Here is a 16,022-nt window from a genome sequence, read left to right on the forward strand (position 1 = left end):
TCATTCGAAGTAAACACTGCAGTTCGTCATTACTACCCTACCGCTCCCAGTGTGGCCGCGATGTTAAGGAAAGATACATAACAAAAATGTGAAACGCAGCACATATTGTTACAGATTTATGACAAATGTTCATAAAGGCGCACGAAATCACGTTTCATTTTCGAATAATGAGCGATTATGCGCGAAATCAAACAATCCATGTTTTTTATGTGGCTAAATGATAAAAAACGAACTGTGAGGAAAAACAATGAAAACTCGCGACTCGCAAACAAGTGACGTGATTATCATTGGTGGAGGAGCAACAGGTGCAGGGATCGCACGTGACTGTGCGCTGCGCGGGTTGCGCGTCATCTTAGTGGAACGCCACGATATCGCCACAGGTGCGACCGGACGCAACCACGGCCTGCTGCACAGCGGTGCACGCTACGCCGTCACCGACGCTGAATCTGCCCGTGAGTGCATCAGCGAAAACCAAATTCTGAAACGTATCGCCCGTCATTGCGTTGAGCCAACGGACGGTCTGTTTATTACTCTGCCGGAGGATGAGCTTTCCTTCCAGGCCACCTTTATTCGCGCCTGTGAAGAGGCGGGGATTCGCGCAGAAGCGATTGACCCTCAGCAGGCACGTATTATCGAACCTTCTGTGAATCCACAGCTGATTGGTGCAGTAAAAGTACCAGACGGCACGGTCGATCCTTTCCGCTTAACAGCAGCTAACATGCTGGATGCGCGTGAGCATGGCGCGGTTATCTTAACGGCGCATGAAGTGACGGGACTGATCCGCGAAGGCGCAACGGTTTGCGGCGTTAACGTGCGCAATCATCTGACAGGCGAAATGCAGTCCCTGCATGCACCGGTTGTCGTCAACGCCGCTGGGATCTGGGGTCAACGCATTGCGGAATATGCCGATCTGAGCATCCGTATGTTCCCGGCCAAAGGTTCGTTGCTGATTATGGATCATCGCATTAACCAGCATGTCATTAACCGCTGCCGTAAGCCCTCTGACGCCGATATTCTGGTGCCTGGCGATACCATTTCACTGATCGGTACCACCTCACAGCACATTGATTACGACGATATCGACAGCAACCGCGTCACCGCAGAAGAGGTCGATATTCTGCTGCGTGAAGGCGAGAAGCTGGCGCCGATTATGGCGAAAACGCGCATTTTACGCGCCTACTCCGGCGTACGCCCGCTGGTGGCCAGCGACGACGACCCAAGCGGTCGTAACGTCAGCCGTGGGATTGTACTGTTCGATCACGCTGAACGTGACGGACTGGAAGGGTTTATCACCATTACCGGCGGCAAACTGATGACCTACCGCCTGATGGCGGAATGGGCCACCGATGCCGTTTGCCGTAAGCTGGGCAATACCCAGCCTTGCACAACGGCAGACACCGCGCTGCCTGGCTCACAGGAATCTACCGAGCATACGCTTAAACGTGTGATCTCATTGCCAGCTCCACTGCGCGGCTCGGCGGTCTACCGTCACGGCGATCGCACCCCTGCATGGCTTAGCGAAGGCCGTCAGCACCGCAGTCTGGTCTGTGAATGCGAAGCAGTCACCGCAGGCGAAGTGCAATACGCCGTCGAGAATTTAACCGTCAACAGCCTGCTCGATTTGCGTCGCCGTACCCGTGTTGGAATGGGGACCTGCCAGGGCGAATTGTGTGCCTGTCGCGCCGCAGGTTTGCTGCAACGTTTCAATGTCACTACCGCAGCGCAGTCCATTACCCAGCTTTCCGACTTCCTCAACGAACGCTGGAAAGGCGTGCAGCCTATCGCCTGGGGAGATGCGCTGCGCGAAAGCGAATTCACGCGCTGGGTTTATCAAGGGTTGTGTGGTCTGGAAAAGGAGCACCAGGATGAAATTTGATACCGTCATTATCGGCGGCGGCCTCGCCGGACTGCTATGTGGCCTGCAACTGCAAAAAAGCGGACTGCGCTGCACGATTGTTACCCGCGGCCAAAGCGCCCTGCATTTTTCCTCCGGCTCACTGGATTTGCTCAGCAGCTTACCCGATGGTCAGCCGGTGACGGATATAGAAGCGGGTTTGAATGCGCTGCGCACTCAGGCACCCGCACATCCGTATAGCACCATCGGAACGCAGAACGTTCTGGAACTGGCCCAACAGGCGCAAAATTTACTGGAAGAATGCGGAACGCATTTGCAGGGCAAAGTGCATCAGGCACATCAACGTGTTACCCCGCTGGGCACCCTGCGCTCAACCTGGTTAAGTTCCCCGGAAGTGCCGGTCTGGCCACTGTCCGCGCAGCGTATCTGCGTTGTAGGGATTAGCGGGTTACTGGATTTTCAGGCGCATCTCGCCGCGGCGTCATTACGCCAACGCAATCTCAGCGTCGAGACGGCAGAAATCGAGCTACCGGAGCTGGATGTCCTGCGTGATAACCCAACCGAGTTTCGTGCCGTTAATATTGCGCGCCTGCTGGATAACGAAGATAAATGGTCGCTGCTCTATGACGCATTGCTGCCAATGGCAAAAACCTGCGACATGATAATCATGCCGGCATGCTTTGGTCTGGCCGATGAGCGGCTCTGGCAGTGGCTTAACGAGCGCCTCCCCTGCTCGCTGACACTATTACCGACCCTACCACCTTCGGTACTGGGCATGCGTTTGCACAACAAATTACAGCGCCAGTTTGTGCGCCAGGGCGGTGTGTGGATGCCGGGTGATGAAGTGAAAAAAATCACCTGTCAGGATGGCGTGGTCAGCGAAATCTGGACCCGAAATCATGCCGATATCCCCTTGCGGCCACGTTTCGCCGTGCTCGCCAGCGGCAGCTTCTTCAGTAGCGGGCTGGTCGCCACGCGTGAGGCAATCCATGAACCAATCCTGGGACTGGATGTACAGCAAACAGCGACCCGCGCCGAGTGGTATAAGCGTGATGTTTTCGATCCACAACCGTGGCAACAGTTTGGCGTAACAACCGATTCCGCATTGCGTCCATCACTGGCGGGAAAAACGATAGAGAACATGTATGCCATCGGTTCCGTCCTCGGCGGATTCGACCCTATCGCCCAGGGTTGCGGAGGCGGCGTGTGCGCAGTTAGCGCCTTACATGCCGCGCATCATATTGCGAAACGTGCAGGAGGACAGCAATGAGCGACACACGTTTTGAAAGTTGTATCAAATGTACGGTGTGCACCACCGCCTGCCCGGTAAGCCGCGTCAATCCGAGCTACCCGGGCCCTAAGCAGGCCGGCCCGGACGGTGAACGTCTGCGCCTGAAAGATGGCGCGCTATATGACGACGCGCTGAAATACTGCATCAACTGTAAACGCTGCGAAGTGGCCTGTCCGTCAGACGTGAAAATCGGCGATATCATCCAGCGCGCGCGCGCCAAATACGACACGACGCGCCCATCGTTGCGTAACTTTGTCTTAAGTCATACCGATTTAATGGGCAGTGTATCCACCCCCTTCGCCCCTATAGTGAATACCGCTACCTCATTAAAACCGGTGCGTCAACTGCTGGATTACGCGTTAAAAATCGATCATCGCCGTACGCTGCCGAAGTACTCCTTTGGCACCTTCCGCCGCTGGTATCGCAGCGTTGCCGCACAGCAGGCGCAGTACCAGGATCAGGTCGCCTTTTTCCACGGCTGTTTTGTGAATTACAACCATCCCCAGCTCGGCAAAGACCTGATCAAGGTGTTGAATGCGATGGGTACTGGCGTGCAACTGCTGAGTAAAGAGAAATGCTGCGGCGTACCGCTGATTGCCAACGGTTTTACCGATAAAGCGCGTAAGCAGGCAGTAAGCAACGTGGCCTCACTCAGAGAGGCGATTGATGGCAAAGGCATTCCGGTGATCGCCACCTCATCAACCTGTACCTTTGCGCTACGTGATGAATATCCGGAAGTGCTGGATGTCGACAACTCAGGCCTGCGTGAACACATTGAACTGGCAACCCGCTGGCTGTGGCGCAAGCTGGATGAAGGTAAAACGCTGCCGCTGAAAACGCTGCCGCTGAAGGTGGCCTATCACACGCCATGTCACATGGAGAAAATGGGCTGGACGCTCTATACGCTGGAGCTACTGCGACAAATTCCAGGGCTGGAGCTGACGGTGCTGGATTCTCAGTGTTGCGGGATTGCCGGGACTTACGGCTTTAAAAAGGAAAACTACCCGACATCACAATCGATTGGCGCACCGTTATTCCGCCAAATTGAAGAAAGCGGCGCTGATATCGTCGTCACCGACTGCGAAACCTGTAAATGGCAGATTGAGATGTCAACAAGCAAACGCTGCGAACATCCTATCACCCTGCTTGCCAAAGCGTTGGGTTAACTCTGTTGCCCGGTGGCGTTTGCTACCGGGCATTTTTGCGTAGCCCGTTCCGCTTAATTGAATACGTTGCAGTCGGACGTATTTATCTCTGATTCACCCACGCAAAGAACCCATTTCCCGCATGCAGCGCATATTAAAAGTGGATACCGTCACGCCATCTTCTCTTTCTGGTGACGGACTACCATGGCTAAATCCACTACATCTACACCACATGATGCCGTTTTTAAAAAGATAATGTCTTACCCTGAGATGGCTCGGGATTTTCTGGATATACACCTTCCTATCGCATTACGTGAGATATGTGATTTACAAACGCTGAAGCTGGAGTCCACCAGTTTTATCGAACAAGATCTCCGCGCATACTACTCCGACGTAGTGTGGTCACTAAAAACCCGCGAAGGTCAGGGCTATATTTATTGTGTTATTGAACATCAGAGTACCGCGGTACCGCATATGGCATTTCGCCTGATGCGTTATGCCACCGCGGCGATGCAGCATCATCTTGATGCCGGGAATAAAACGCTGCCGCTGGTGATCCCCATGTTATTTTATCACGGTCAACAAAGTCCCTATCCCTGGTCGCTCAACTGGCTGGATGAATTTGATAATCCGCAACTGGCGCGACAACTGTATTCAGAGGCTTTTCCGCTGGTCGACATTACCGTAATACCTGACGATGAAATCGCGCAGCATCGCAGGGTTGCGCTGCTTGAATTGATGCAAAAACATATCCGCGATCGTGACTTAATGGGGTTAGTGGATCGACTGGTCTCGCTATTAGTTACAAGCACTGCTAATGACAGCCAGCTACAAACGCTATTTAATTACCTGATACGGTACGGCGACGTTTCTCGCGTCAGCGAGTTTATCCGCGAAGTTGCCGAACGATCCCCCCATCACAAGGAGAAGCTGATGACAATTGCAGAGAGGCTCAGGCAGGAAGGCCACCAAAATGGACTGCAAGAAGGGATACAGCAAGGGGTGCAAAAAGGTATGCAAGAAGAAGCCTTACGTATCGCTCACATAATGCTGGAACAAGGTATTGATCGTGATTTAGTTCAGTTAATTACCGGGCTATTGCCTGGCGATACCACCGCATGAGCCAGATTGGGAAGGCATTTAGCCTTCCCAATCTGTGATTAAATCGTCAACGACTCAACCACTTCGATCCAGCCGTGTTCGCTAGCGATATCCTGATTGTTAAGCCAGCGGCGCAGCATATTTAGCGCCATCATCGCGCACACTTCCTGACGAATCGCCAGGCTGTAGCGATTTGCATTCAGCCGTACGCGCAAGGCGTGTGTCCCATCAGCTGTGGCCAGCGCAAAGTTAATATGTTCGTTTTCGAAAGCCGATATCGCGAGTGCTAATCCAGCATAATGCTTGCTGCGTCGCTCGGTTATCCAATGCGCCGTTTGCGCCAGCGTTTCTTCCTGAGGCGGAACCACTTCACTCGCCAACAGTGGCGCATTCGCACGAGAAAGCTGCAATGCCACCAGACCACCGGTGAATTGTTCGCTCAGCGTCAGGCTGAATTGCCGTTCTTGCAACGTGCGGGCGATTTGCGCGGGTAAGCCTTCCGTACCTTCAAAAATCATATTCTGCCCGGCAACCCGCTTAACTTCTGGCCACAGTGCCAGCATCGCTTCCCGTTGGGAGTCCGGCCCGGTCAGCTTCAGCTCAATAATTGGCATTGAGGAGCGATAACCCATTGTTACTCCCGGAGGCAACGGGAGCGGATCCAGGCTCTGCGCCAGGTCGCTTTCAGAACGGCCAAAGGTGGTTAATCGCAGGCATAACGGGGGCTGAGCCAAAGAGAAACGCTCACGCAAACGAGGCAGGATCTCATGCTCCACCATGACTTTGAATTCTGACGGTACACCCGGTGTAAAGAACATCAGGCAGCGGTTAAGCTTCAGGGCGAACCCACACGCGGTACCCACCGGATTATTGATAAACTCAGCGCTGGCCGGAAGTTCAGCCTGTTTGCGGTTGCTCGGCGCCATCACGCGGCCACGATCGCGGAAATATCGCTCCATCTCGGCCAGCCATGCTTCATGCAGCACCAACCCTTCGCCTTTTGCCGTTGCCGCTGCCAGCGCGCTCAAATCATCGCTGGTAGGTCCCAGACCGCCATTAACGATCAGTACATCGGCGTGTTCGCTACGCTCACGCAAAACGGTGACTAAATCGTTAAGATTGTCACCTACCGTGTTGCGGCGTGTTAGCGGTAAACCCTGATTAAAGAAAAAATCGGCCAGCCAGGCGGCATTGGTGTCGACGATTTGTCCGTGCAACACTTCATCCCCTGTGGATAGCATCTCCACGTTTAACATCGTGTTCTCCTGCTTTTATGATGAAAACACTATAACGCATGGAGGGGGGAAGGCGCGACTGAACGCCGCGCCAGAAATGTTAGAAGCTGGCGTTAACCCCAACGTACGGGCCATCAGCAATCGCGTTATCACGGTTGCCGTCTTTGCCTGCCAGGTTCAGGTAACGATAACCGGCTTCGATGCTCAGCGGACGCATAATGGTCAGACGCGCACCGGCATTCGCTTCTTCATAGCTGTCGATACCGCTGGAAAGTGAATCAGGAGAGTAATAATACTCACCAAACAGACGGAAGCTATCGCCAATTGGCCATTGTAAACCACCACCGACAGCAGCAGCATAACCTTCATCGCCATCGTTTGGATTAGTATAAACACCTTTACCACCAACGGTCGCCATCAGCGGCCCCAGTGGGATATTCAAACCTAAACCCAGCCCGGCAACATCACCGTCGTCATCGTTATGCATCCAGTTACCGCTGACGGCCAGACCAGTACTCTCAGTGCCCATACCGAAGCCCAGGTTGGTGTAGTCTTCGCCAGCCTGGCCGCTGATGCTAATCGCGCTAGCCGACGCGGAAACAAACAGCATTCCGGCAAAACCCAACATTAAACTTTTTTTCATTTTCTATCCTTTCCAGCAAGAATCAAAACATAGCCCCAAAACCGATGAATTGTACTGTCAGATGGCGAGGAATCAATGAGCTAAAAAAGCGATGCAATGACATATTGTAACTAAATACTACTCACAAGATTTATTTAAGGTTAAATTCTTGTGCCAATTACACAGTTGGACGTCCCAGAACGTCATTTTCAACAAACATCCTGTTTTCCCTGCCAAAGCGCTCTTAATCACCGATGAAACATTTTTTCTGCCGCCAGCAAAAGGTAAGATGCGTGCATGACGGAATTTTCTCTACTTCCCCAACAAGGACTCGAATGATGCGCCAAAGAACGATTGTATGCCCATTAATTCAAAACGATGGCTGTTATTTACTCTGCAAAATGGCTGATGACCGCGGTGTGTTTCCCGGCCAGTGGGCGCTTTCTGGCGGCGGTGTTGAACCAGGTGAACGTATTGAAGAAGCTCTGCGCCGTGAAGTGAGGGAAGAGCTGGGCGAACAATTGGTGTTATCAGAAATTACCCCCTGGACCTTCAGTGATGATATTCGCACTAAAACCTATGCTGATGGCAGTCAGGAAGAGATTTACATGATTTATCTTATCTTCGATTGTGTCGCGGCAAATCGTGAAGTGAAGATTAACGAAGAGTTCCAGGCATTCGTCTGGGTTAAACCAGAAGATCTCAGTGCCTACGATTTAAATATCGCCACACGTAAAACGTTGACCTTGAAGGGGTTACTTTAAGTTATCATTATAATAGCGACATAAATATTCCCCTCTTAATAGCGGCATTGCAGCCACCTGTCTACAGTAAGCAGCAGTGTCGCCAAGACAACATAATCCCCATAAAAGTTATTTACTATCAAATGTATATAGAGAGAATGTCGCTATTTTCTTGCCTCTCTCAAACCTTAAACTCTTAAGGATAAATTAACCTTCAGTCATTAACCTTTGTAGCCTGATGAAATAATTAACGACGCCCCTGTTTATCACTAAAAATAAAACTTCGGTGGCGTTAAATGGCTTGAAGGAATAATGATGTCTGACTTTTTGCCTTTCTCTCGCCCGGCCATGGGCGCTGAAGAACTTGCCGCAGTGAAGGCGGTTCTGGACTCTGGATGGATAACCACCGGCCCGAAAAATCAACAGTTGGAAGAGGCTTTTTGCCAACTCACGGGGAATAAGCATGCCATCGCCGTTTGCTCCGCCACGGCAGGAATGCACATTACGCTGATGGCGCTGGGCATTGGTGCAGGCGACGAGGTCATAACGCCGTCGATGACGTGGGTTTCTACCCTCAACATGATTGTGCTGCTGGGTGCATCGCCCGTCATGATCGACGTCGACCGCGATACGCTTATGGTGACACCTGAGCAAATTGAAGCCGCTATTACCCCACGAACCAAAGCCATTGTTCCAGTACATTATGCTGGCGCCCCCGCCGACCTCGACGCAATTTATGCCATTGGCGAGCGTTATGGAATCCCGGTAATAGAAGACGCAGCCCATGCCGTAGGGACATTGTATAAGGGCCGTCATGTCGGTGCTCGCGGCACGGCAATCTTCTCGTTTCACGCTATTAAAAATATCACCTGTGCGGAAGGTGGACTGATCGTTACCGACGACAGCCAGCTCGCTCAGCGGCTTCGCAGCCTGAAGTTTCACGGTCTGGGCGTTGATGCTTTTGATCGACAAACCTACGGCCGGGCACCACAAGCCGAAGTGCTTGCACCTGGATACAAATACAACCTGACGGATATTAACGCCGCTATTGCGCTGGTACAGCTCAATAAGCTGGAGCAACTGAACTCACGCCGGGCGCAAATTGCCCAGCACTATCAAAAAGCGCTGGCCGATACGCCATTCCAGCCGCTGAGCCTACCGCAGTGGTCGCACGTTCATGCCTGGCACTTATTCATCATTCGTGTTGATGAAACGCGCTGCGGGTTGAGCAGAGATGCCCTGATGGAAGCGCTGAAGACCAAAGATATCGGCACCGGTCTGCATTTTCGTGCGGCCCATACGCAAAAATATTATCGCGAACGCTTCACTACCCTTTCGCTCCCAAATACTGAATGGAACAGCGCGCGCATCTGCTCGCTGCCGTTATTCCCTGACATGACCGATGATGACACTCAGCGGGTCATTACGGCGCTTCGCGAGATAGCAGGACAATGAGCATGTTTGAAGCCACACCGATTAAAAAAGTCTCGGTTGTTATTCCCGTTTTTAATGAACAGGAAAGCCTGCCAGAGTTAATCAGACGCACCAGCGACGCCTGCGAGAAATTGGGCAAAGACTATGAAATTCTGCTAATCGACGACGGCAGCAGCGACCGTTCCGCTCAGTTGATGATGGACGCCTCTCAGGCACCGAACAGCCATATTGTCTCTATTTTACTGAATCGTAATTACGGACAGCACTCGGCGATTATGGCCGGTTTCAGCCATGTCACCGGAGACTTGATCATCACGCTGGATGCCGATTTGCAAAACCCGCCGGAGGAGATCCCTCGGTTGGTCGCCACTGCAGATGAGGGTTTCGATGTGGTAGGCACGGTACGCCAGAACCGTCAGGATAGCGTATTTCGTAAGACCGCCTCACGAATGATCAACCATCTGATCCAACGAACCACCGGTAAAGCAATGGGCGACTACGGCTGCATGCTACGCGCCTATCGCCGTCACATCGTCGATGCCATGCTGCATTGCCAGGAGCGCAGCACCTTTATCCCTATTCTGGCCAACATTTTTGCCCGTCGCGCCACGGAGATCCCGGTACATCATGCAGAGCGTGAATTTGGTGACTCCAAATACAGCTTCATGCGTCTGATCAACCTGATGTATGACCTGGTGACTTGCCTTACCACAACACCGCTTCGCATGTTGAGCCTGTTGGGCAGCGTGATCGCCGCCACGGGCTTTACCTTATCAGTCCTGCTTGTTGTTCTGCGCCTGACGCTCGGCCCACAGTGGGCAGCGGAGGGGGTATTCATGCTGTTTGCCGTCCTGTTTACCTTTATCGGCGCACAGTTTATTGGCATGGGTTTACTCGGCGAATATATCGGTCGCATCTATAACGATGTCCGCGCCCGCCCCCGCTATTTTGTTCAACACGTTATCCGCCCACAAACTACGCAGTCAACCGAGGAAAACCGCGCATGAAAGCCGTCGTATTTGCCTATCACGATATGGGATGTCAGGGTGTCCAGGCCTTGTTGGATGCAGGTTATGAAATCGCTGCCATTTTTACGCACACCGACAACCCGGGTGAAAAAGCGTTTTTTGGATCTGTTTCCCGCCTCGCGGCCAGCGCCGGTATTCCGGTTTACGCCCCAGACGAGGTTAATCATCCCCTGTGGATTGAGCGCATTAGCCAACTGGCACCCGATGTTATCTTCTCGTTCTACTATCGCCATTTACTGAGTGATGAGATCCTCAGTCTTGCCCCTAAGGGTGCATTTAATCTGCACGGCTCGCTGCTGCCGAAATACCGTGGTCGCGCGCCATTGAACTGGGTATTGGTCAATGGTGAAACCGAAACGGGCGTCACACTTCACCGCATGGTCAAACGCGCGGATGCTGGTGCCATAGTTGCCCAGCAGCGCGTTGCTATTTCACCGGATGATGTGGCGTTAACACTGCACCATAAATTGTGCCAGGCTGCGCGTCACCTGCTGGAGCAGACACTGCCGGCCATCAACGCGGGAAGTTACTCCGAATTCCCTCAACAGGATGCAGATGCTACCTGTTTTGGTCGCCGTACGCCGGAAGATAGCTTCCTCGACTGGAACAAACCTGCCGCGGAGTTACATAACCAGGTCCGTGCCGTCAGCGATCCGTGGCCGGGCGCATTTAGCTATGTTGGCACGCAAAAGTTCACCGTCTGGTCATCGCGCGTTTGCACAAACGACATTGCGGCCCAGCCGGGTACCGTCATCTCCGTGTCTCCTTTACTGATCGCCTGTGCCGATGGCGCACTGGAGATTATTACCGGACAAGCTGGCGATGGTATTGCAATGCAGGGTTCACAACTGGCGCAAGTTCTGGGTCTGGTGCCAGGTTCTCGCCTGAACAGCCAGTCAGTGACCACCAGCAAACGCCGTACTCGCGTACTGATCCTCGGCGTTAACGGCTTCATTGGTAACCATCTGACCGAGCGCCTGCTGCAAGAAGATAATTACGAAGTGTATGGACTCGATATTGGCAGCGACGCCATTGGGCGTTTCCTGCAACATCCGCGATTCCATTTCGTCGAAGGTGATATCAGCATTCACTCCGAATGGATTGAATATCATGTGAAAAAATGCGACGTTGTGCTGCCGCTGGTAGCGATCGCAACGCCTATCGAATATACCCGCAACCCGCTGCGCGTATTTGAGCTCGATTTTGAAGAGAACCTGAAAATCATTCGTTACTGCGTGAAATACCGCAAGCGCATCATTTTCCCGTCAACCTCCGAAGTCTACGGCATGTGTACCGACAAGGTCTTTGATGAAGACAGTTCGAATCTGATCGTCGGTCCGGTCAATAAACCACGCTGGATCTACTCCGTATCCAAGCAGCTGCTGGACCGTGTTATCTGGGCATACGGCGAAAAAGAGGGATTGCGCTTCACCCTGTTCCGCCCGTTTAACTGGATGGGACCGCGTCTGGACAGCCTTAACGCCGCGCGTATCGGCAGCTCACGCGCCATTACACAGCTGATCCTCAACCTCGTGGAAGGTTCACCGATCAAGCTGATTGAAGGCGGTAAGCAAAAACGCTGCTTTACCGACATTCGCGATGGTATCGAAGCCCTGTACCGCATCATTGAAAACGAAGGCGGCCGCTGTGACGGTGAGATTATCAACATCGGTAATCCGCAGAACGAAGCAAGTATTCAGGAACTGGCAGAAATGCTGCTTTCCTGCTTTGAAAAACATCCGTTGCGTAACCACTTCCCGCCGTTTGCCGGTTTCCGTGACGTCGAAAGCAGCAGCTACTACGGTAAAGGTTATCAAGACGTTGAGCATCGTAAGCCTAACATTCGCAATGCAAAACGCTGCCTGAACTGGGAACCGACCATTGAGATGCAGGAAACGGTAGAAGAGACGCTGGACTTCTTCTTACGCAGTGTGGATATCACGGAACACACATCATGACCAAAGTAGGCTTGCGCATTGATGTCGATACATTCAGGGGGACGCGCGAAGGCGTGCCCCGCCTGCTGGAGACATTAAACCGACATAACGTTCGGGCAAGTTTTTTCTTTAGCGTTGGGCCTGACAACATGGGACGCCATCTCTGGCGTCTTGTGAAGCCGCAATTTCTGTGGAAAATGCTGCGTTCAAACGCAGCATCGCTCTACGGATGGGATATTTTATTGGCGGGAACCGCATGGCCGGGAAAAGAGATCGGCCAGGCCAACGCGGCAATCATTGCACAAACCGCCCAGATTCATGAAACCGGTTTGCATGCCTGGGATCATCACGCCTGGCAGGCGCGAAGCGGAAACTGGAATGACAAACAGCTGATTGATGATATTTCGCAAGGTATCATCGCACTTGAAGCCATCATCGGTCAGCCAGTCACCTGCTCTGCCGTTGCCGGATGGCGTGCCGACAACCGTGTCGTCCATGCCAAAGAAGCATTCCATCTGCGCTATAACAGTGACTGTCGGGGAACGTCGTTATTTCGTCCGGTGCTGGAATCCGGGAAAACGGGGACGCCACAAATTCCCGTCACCCTACCAACATGGGATGAAGTGGTTGGTCAGGAGGTCCAGGCGGTGGACTTCAACTCCTATATTCTCTCCCACATCCAGATGAGCAGAGGAACACCGGTGTACACCATTCATGCGGAAGTTGAAGGTATCGCCTTTCATCAGAATTTTGACGAGTTGCTCATTCGTGCTGCCGATATGGGGATGACATTCTGCCCGCTTGGCGAGCTGTTACCTGACGACATCAGTACGCTGCCGTTAGGACAGATAGTACGTGGAAAAATACCCGGCAGAGAGGGATGGCTCGGCTGCCAACAACCGGTGAGTGTGACACCATGAAACCTGCTGCCCGCTACACTCTGGCATTTATCGCTTTAATCGCACTGTATTTTATTTTACCTATCAACAGCCGTATGCTCTGGCAGCCTGATGAAACGCGCTATGCTGAAATCAGCCGGGAAATGCTCAACTCTGGTGACTGGATCGTTCCACACTTTTTAGGGCTGCGTTATTTTGAAAAACCAATTGCCGGATACTGGTTGAACAGCATCGGACAATGGCTGTTTGGCGCAAACAATTTTGGTGTCAGAGCGGGTGCTATTTTTGCCACTTTGTTGACCGCATTACTGGTAGCCTGGCTTGCCATGCGGTTATGGCAGGATAAGCGTACCGCCGTACTCTCCTCCGCTATCTTTTTAACGTTTTTTTCGGTTTACAGCATCGGCACCTACGCGGTACTTGATCCCATCATAGCGCTTTGGCTGATGGCGGGCATGTGCTGTTTTTGGGAAGGCATGCAGGCCACCACCAGAACACGCAAAATCATCGCTTTTTTGCTGCTTGGGCTGACCTGCGGTATGGGTGTAATGACCAAAGGTTTTCTGGCACTCGCCGTCCCTGTGCTTAGCGTATTACCCTGGGTTTTTGCACAAAAGCGTTGGAAAGACCTCATTCTCTACGGTCTGCTGGCGGTGATCGGCTGCATCGCGATCGTACTACCGTGGGGTATAGCGATTGCACAACGCGAACCGGATTTCTGGCATTACTTCTTCTGGGTTGAACATATTCAGCGCTTTGCGCAGGATGATGCCCAGCATAAGGCTCCTATCTGGTACTACATCCCGATATTTGTGGCAGGCACATTACCGTGGCTCGGTCTGCTTCCCGGCGCGCTGCGTACGGGCTGGCGTGAGCGGGATGTTCCGCGCAGTGCTCTGTACCTGTTAAGCTGGATTATTATGCCAATCCTGTTTTTCAGCATCGCGAAAGGAAAACTGCCGACCTATATTCTTTCCTGCTTCGCGCCGCTGGCGATATTAACGGCGCGCTTCGGCCTGCAGGCTGCGGAAAAAGACTCAGCATCCCTGCGCATCAATGGCTGGATCAACGTGCTATTTGGTGTCGTCGGCATCGTCGCTACGTTTATTGTTTCCACGCTGGGACCATTGAAGACGCCGGTCTGGTCGCATATCGAAACGTATAAGGTTTTTTGTGCCTGGGGCATCTTTATCATCTGGACGCTTTTTGGCTGGTATACGCTAAATAACCGCGAGAAGAACTGGAAATTCGCAGCACTATGCCCATTAGGGCTGGCGCTGTTATTTGGCTTCTCCATTCCTGACCGGGTGATGGAATCTAAACAGCCGCAGTTTTTTGTCGAGATGACCAAAGAATCGCTGGAGCCGAGCCGTTATATTCTCACCGACAGCGTTGGCGTCGCTGCGGGACTGGCCTGGAGCCTGAAGCGCGACGACATCATGATGTACGGACAAACGGGCGAGTTAAAATACGGTCTCAACTACCCGGATGCTCAAGGCCGCTTTGTCAGTCGGGAGAATTTTGCCGACTGGTTAGCACAACATCGTCAACAAGGAAACATTACGCTCGTGCTCTCTGTCGGAAAGGATGAAGATATTAATCAGCTTGCCATCCCTCCCGCTGACTACATTGATAATCAGGGGCGTCTGGTCCTGATTCAGTATCGGCCCAAATGATCTGGATAGCCTTAGTCCTCGCCAGCCTGCTCAGCGTCTGCGGCCAGCTATGCCAGAAGCAGGCAACCCGACCGGTGTCTGTTCGTGCGCGAAAACGCTACATTACGCAATGGATTGGGCTTGCTCTGGCAAGCCTCGGTCTGGCCATGCTGCTATGGCTGGCGGTTTTACAAAACATTCCTGTCGGTATTGCCTATCCCATGCTGAGTCTTAACTTTGTATGGGTAACTCTCGCGGCCTGGAAAATCTGGCGCGAACCCGTCACAACCCGCCACTGGCTGGGCGTTGGGCTGATCATTACCGGCATATTTATTCTTGGGAGTGCAGTGTAATGGGCGTATTTTGGGGATTATGTAGCGTGATGATCACCTCCATCGCCCAGTTGAGCCTCGGCTTTGCGATGGATAATCTGCCGCCAATGCTGCAGCCGCTGACGTTCATCTCCGCCGTATTCTCTGTCAGTATCGGAGCGTTTGCTTTATATGCCGGGCTGGCAGGGTATTTGCTGTCGGTTATTTGCTGGCATAAAGCACTACACCAACTCGCGCTGAGCAAAGCCTATGCCCTACTCAGCCTGAGCTATGTGCTGGTGTGGGTTGCCTCAATGATCCTGCCCGGCTGGCAGGGAACATTTTCAGTGAAAGCGCTGGCAGGGGTACTGTGCATCATGGCAGGGCTAATGACGATTTTTCTGCCTTCACGCAAACACCAGCCCTGAGATTACTTATCTTCAGACAGTCGTAACAGACGTTCCCATTCATCACAGATGTACTGTCTGGCATCAATTACCTTAATGACACGGGATTTATCGCGGTTAATACAATACTGTGCATCCTTCAGCGGTGAAAGGAGATCGCCGGGCTTAATCCGCTCGGAAGATTGCGCCTCAGCAAGCATCTTGAGCGAACCACCGCTATCGCAAAGTACGATATAGAGCCTCCCTGCTTTTTTGTGACAGCAAGACTTCTTCACATGCCATTCCATAGCGCACCTTTTGTTAATAAATTTCACAATAGGTTACACTTTAGCAGATAAACAAAAGGACAATAGCTGCGG

At 52.5% G+C, this 16,022-nt stretch carries 15 protein-coding genes; 12 read left to right on the forward strand and 3 right to left on the reverse strand.

Annotation, left to right across the window (positions count from 1 at the left end; genetic code table 11):
• The first annotated feature begins 247 nt into the window (after positions 1–247).
• The 4 genes from glpA to OGX96_RS08755 all read left to right on the forward strand — a co-directional run bounded on the left by glpA (position 248) and on the right by OGX96_RS08755 (position 5,413).
• The gene (glpA, locus tag OGX96_RS08740) at positions 248–1,876 is read left to right on the forward strand and encodes an anaerobic glycerol-3-phosphate dehydrogenase subunit A (protein WP_032944055.1); all 1,629 of its coding nucleotides are present in this window, start codon (positions 248–250) and stop codon (positions 1,874–1,876) included.
• Positions 1,866–3,125 carry a glycerol-3-phosphate dehydrogenase subunit GlpB gene (gene glpB / locus OGX96_RS08745; RefSeq protein WP_071445255.1) on the forward strand — a complete coding sequence of 420 codons (1,260 nt, stop codon included), beginning with the start codon at positions 1,866–1,868 and terminating at the stop codon, positions 3,123–3,125. The genes glpA and glpB overlap by 11 nt, the downstream gene beginning before the upstream one ends.
• Positions 3,122–4,312, forward strand: a complete 1,191-nt coding sequence (glpC, locus tag OGX96_RS08750) for an anaerobic glycerol-3-phosphate dehydrogenase subunit GlpC (protein WP_286582745.1) — start codon at positions 3,122–3,124, stop codon at positions 4,310–4,312. The genes glpB and glpC overlap by 4 nt, the downstream gene beginning before the upstream one ends.
• Positions 4,313–4,495: 183 nt before the next feature.
• Positions 4,496–5,413: an Rpn family recombination-promoting nuclease/putative transposase gene (locus OGX96_RS08755; protein WP_198801520.1), complete on the forward strand. Its 918-nt coding sequence runs from the start codon at positions 4,496–4,498 to the stop codon at positions 5,411–5,413.
• Positions 5,414–5,451: 38 nt separating this feature from the next.
• Here OGX96_RS08755 and OGX96_RS08760 read toward each other — a convergent pair whose 3' ends face one another.
• Positions 5,452–6,648, reverse strand: a complete 1,197-nt coding sequence (locus OGX96_RS08760; RefSeq protein WP_286582749.1) for a nicotinamide mononucleotide deamidase-related protein YfaY — start codon at positions 6,646–6,648, stop codon at positions 5,452–5,454.
• A gap of 79 nt (positions 6,649–6,727) precedes the next feature.
• Entirely contained in the window at positions 6,728–7,270 is a 543-nt protein-coding gene (locus OGX96_RS08765; protein ID WP_048215871.1) for a YfaZ family outer membrane protein, read from the reverse strand.
• A 317-nt stretch (positions 7,271–7,587) separates the two neighbouring features.
• Here OGX96_RS08765 and nudI point away from each other — a divergent pair, with 317 nt between their 5' ends.
• The 8 genes from nudI to arnF all read left to right on the forward strand — a co-directional run bounded on the left by nudI (position 7,588) and on the right by arnF (position 15,684).
• Complete coding sequence (gene nudI / locus OGX96_RS08770) at positions 7,588–8,013, forward strand: nucleoside triphosphatase NudI (RefSeq protein WP_198801611.1); 426 nt, start codon at positions 7,588–7,590, stop codon at positions 8,011–8,013.
• 294 nt (positions 8,014–8,307) lie between these two features.
• The gene (gene arnB, locus OGX96_RS08775; RefSeq protein ID WP_198801518.1) at positions 8,308–9,447 is read left to right on the forward strand and encodes a UDP-4-amino-4-deoxy-L-arabinose aminotransferase; all 1,140 of its coding nucleotides are present in this window, start codon (positions 8,308–8,310) and stop codon (positions 9,445–9,447) included.
• Positions 9,448–9,449: 2 nt separating this feature from the next.
• On the forward strand, positions 9,450–10,433 hold the full coding sequence (gene arnC, locus OGX96_RS08780) for an undecaprenyl-phosphate 4-deoxy-4-formamido-L-arabinose transferase (protein ID WP_008785329.1): 984 nt from the start codon (positions 9,450–9,452) through the stop codon (positions 10,431–10,433).
• On the forward strand, positions 10,430–12,412 hold the full coding sequence (gene arnA, locus OGX96_RS08785; RefSeq protein ID WP_128611962.1) for a bifunctional UDP-4-amino-4-deoxy-L-arabinose formyltransferase/UDP-glucuronic acid oxidase ArnA: 1,983 nt from the start codon (positions 10,430–10,432) through the stop codon (positions 12,410–12,412). Before arnC ends, arnA begins: the two co-directional genes overlap by 4 nt.
• Entirely contained in the window at positions 12,409–13,311 is a 903-nt protein-coding gene (gene arnD / locus OGX96_RS08790; RefSeq protein WP_103285577.1) for a 4-deoxy-4-formamido-L-arabinose-phosphoundecaprenol deformylase, read from the forward strand. The genes arnA and arnD overlap by 4 nt, the downstream gene beginning before the upstream one ends.
• A complete protein-coding gene (arnT, locus tag OGX96_RS08795; RefSeq protein WP_137377523.1) occupies positions 13,308–14,966 on the forward strand; it encodes a lipid IV(A) 4-amino-4-deoxy-L-arabinosyltransferase in 1,659 nt (552 codons plus the stop codon). The genes arnD and arnT overlap by 4 nt, the downstream gene beginning before the upstream one ends.
• Positions 14,963–15,298 carry a 4-amino-4-deoxy-L-arabinose-phosphoundecaprenol flippase subunit ArnE gene (arnE, locus tag OGX96_RS08800; protein WP_003834709.1) on the forward strand — a complete coding sequence of 112 codons (336 nt, stop codon included), beginning with the start codon at positions 14,963–14,965 and terminating at the stop codon, positions 15,296–15,298. Before arnT ends, arnE begins: the two co-directional genes overlap by 4 nt.
• On the forward strand, positions 15,298–15,684 hold the full coding sequence (arnF, locus tag OGX96_RS08805) for a 4-amino-4-deoxy-L-arabinose-phosphoundecaprenol flippase subunit ArnF (protein WP_153687463.1): 387 nt from the start codon (positions 15,298–15,300) through the stop codon (positions 15,682–15,684). The genes arnE and arnF overlap by 1 nt, the downstream gene beginning before the upstream one ends.
• 2 nt (positions 15,685–15,686) lie before the next feature.
• Here the strand turns inward: arnF and pmrD are convergent, their stop codons facing one another.
• Positions 15,687–15,950, reverse strand: coding sequence for a signal transduction protein PmrD (pmrD, locus tag OGX96_RS08810; RefSeq protein WP_128611958.1), 264 nt, complete (start codon positions 15,948–15,950; stop codon positions 15,687–15,689).
• Positions 15,951–16,022: the final 72 nt, after the last annotated feature.

It is taken from the genome of Citrobacter sp. Cpo100 (assembly GCF_030332595.1).
In the GTDB taxonomy this organism is placed as follows: Bacteria; Pseudomonadota; Gammaproteobacteria; order Enterobacterales; family Enterobacteriaceae; genus Citrobacter; species Citrobacter portucalensis.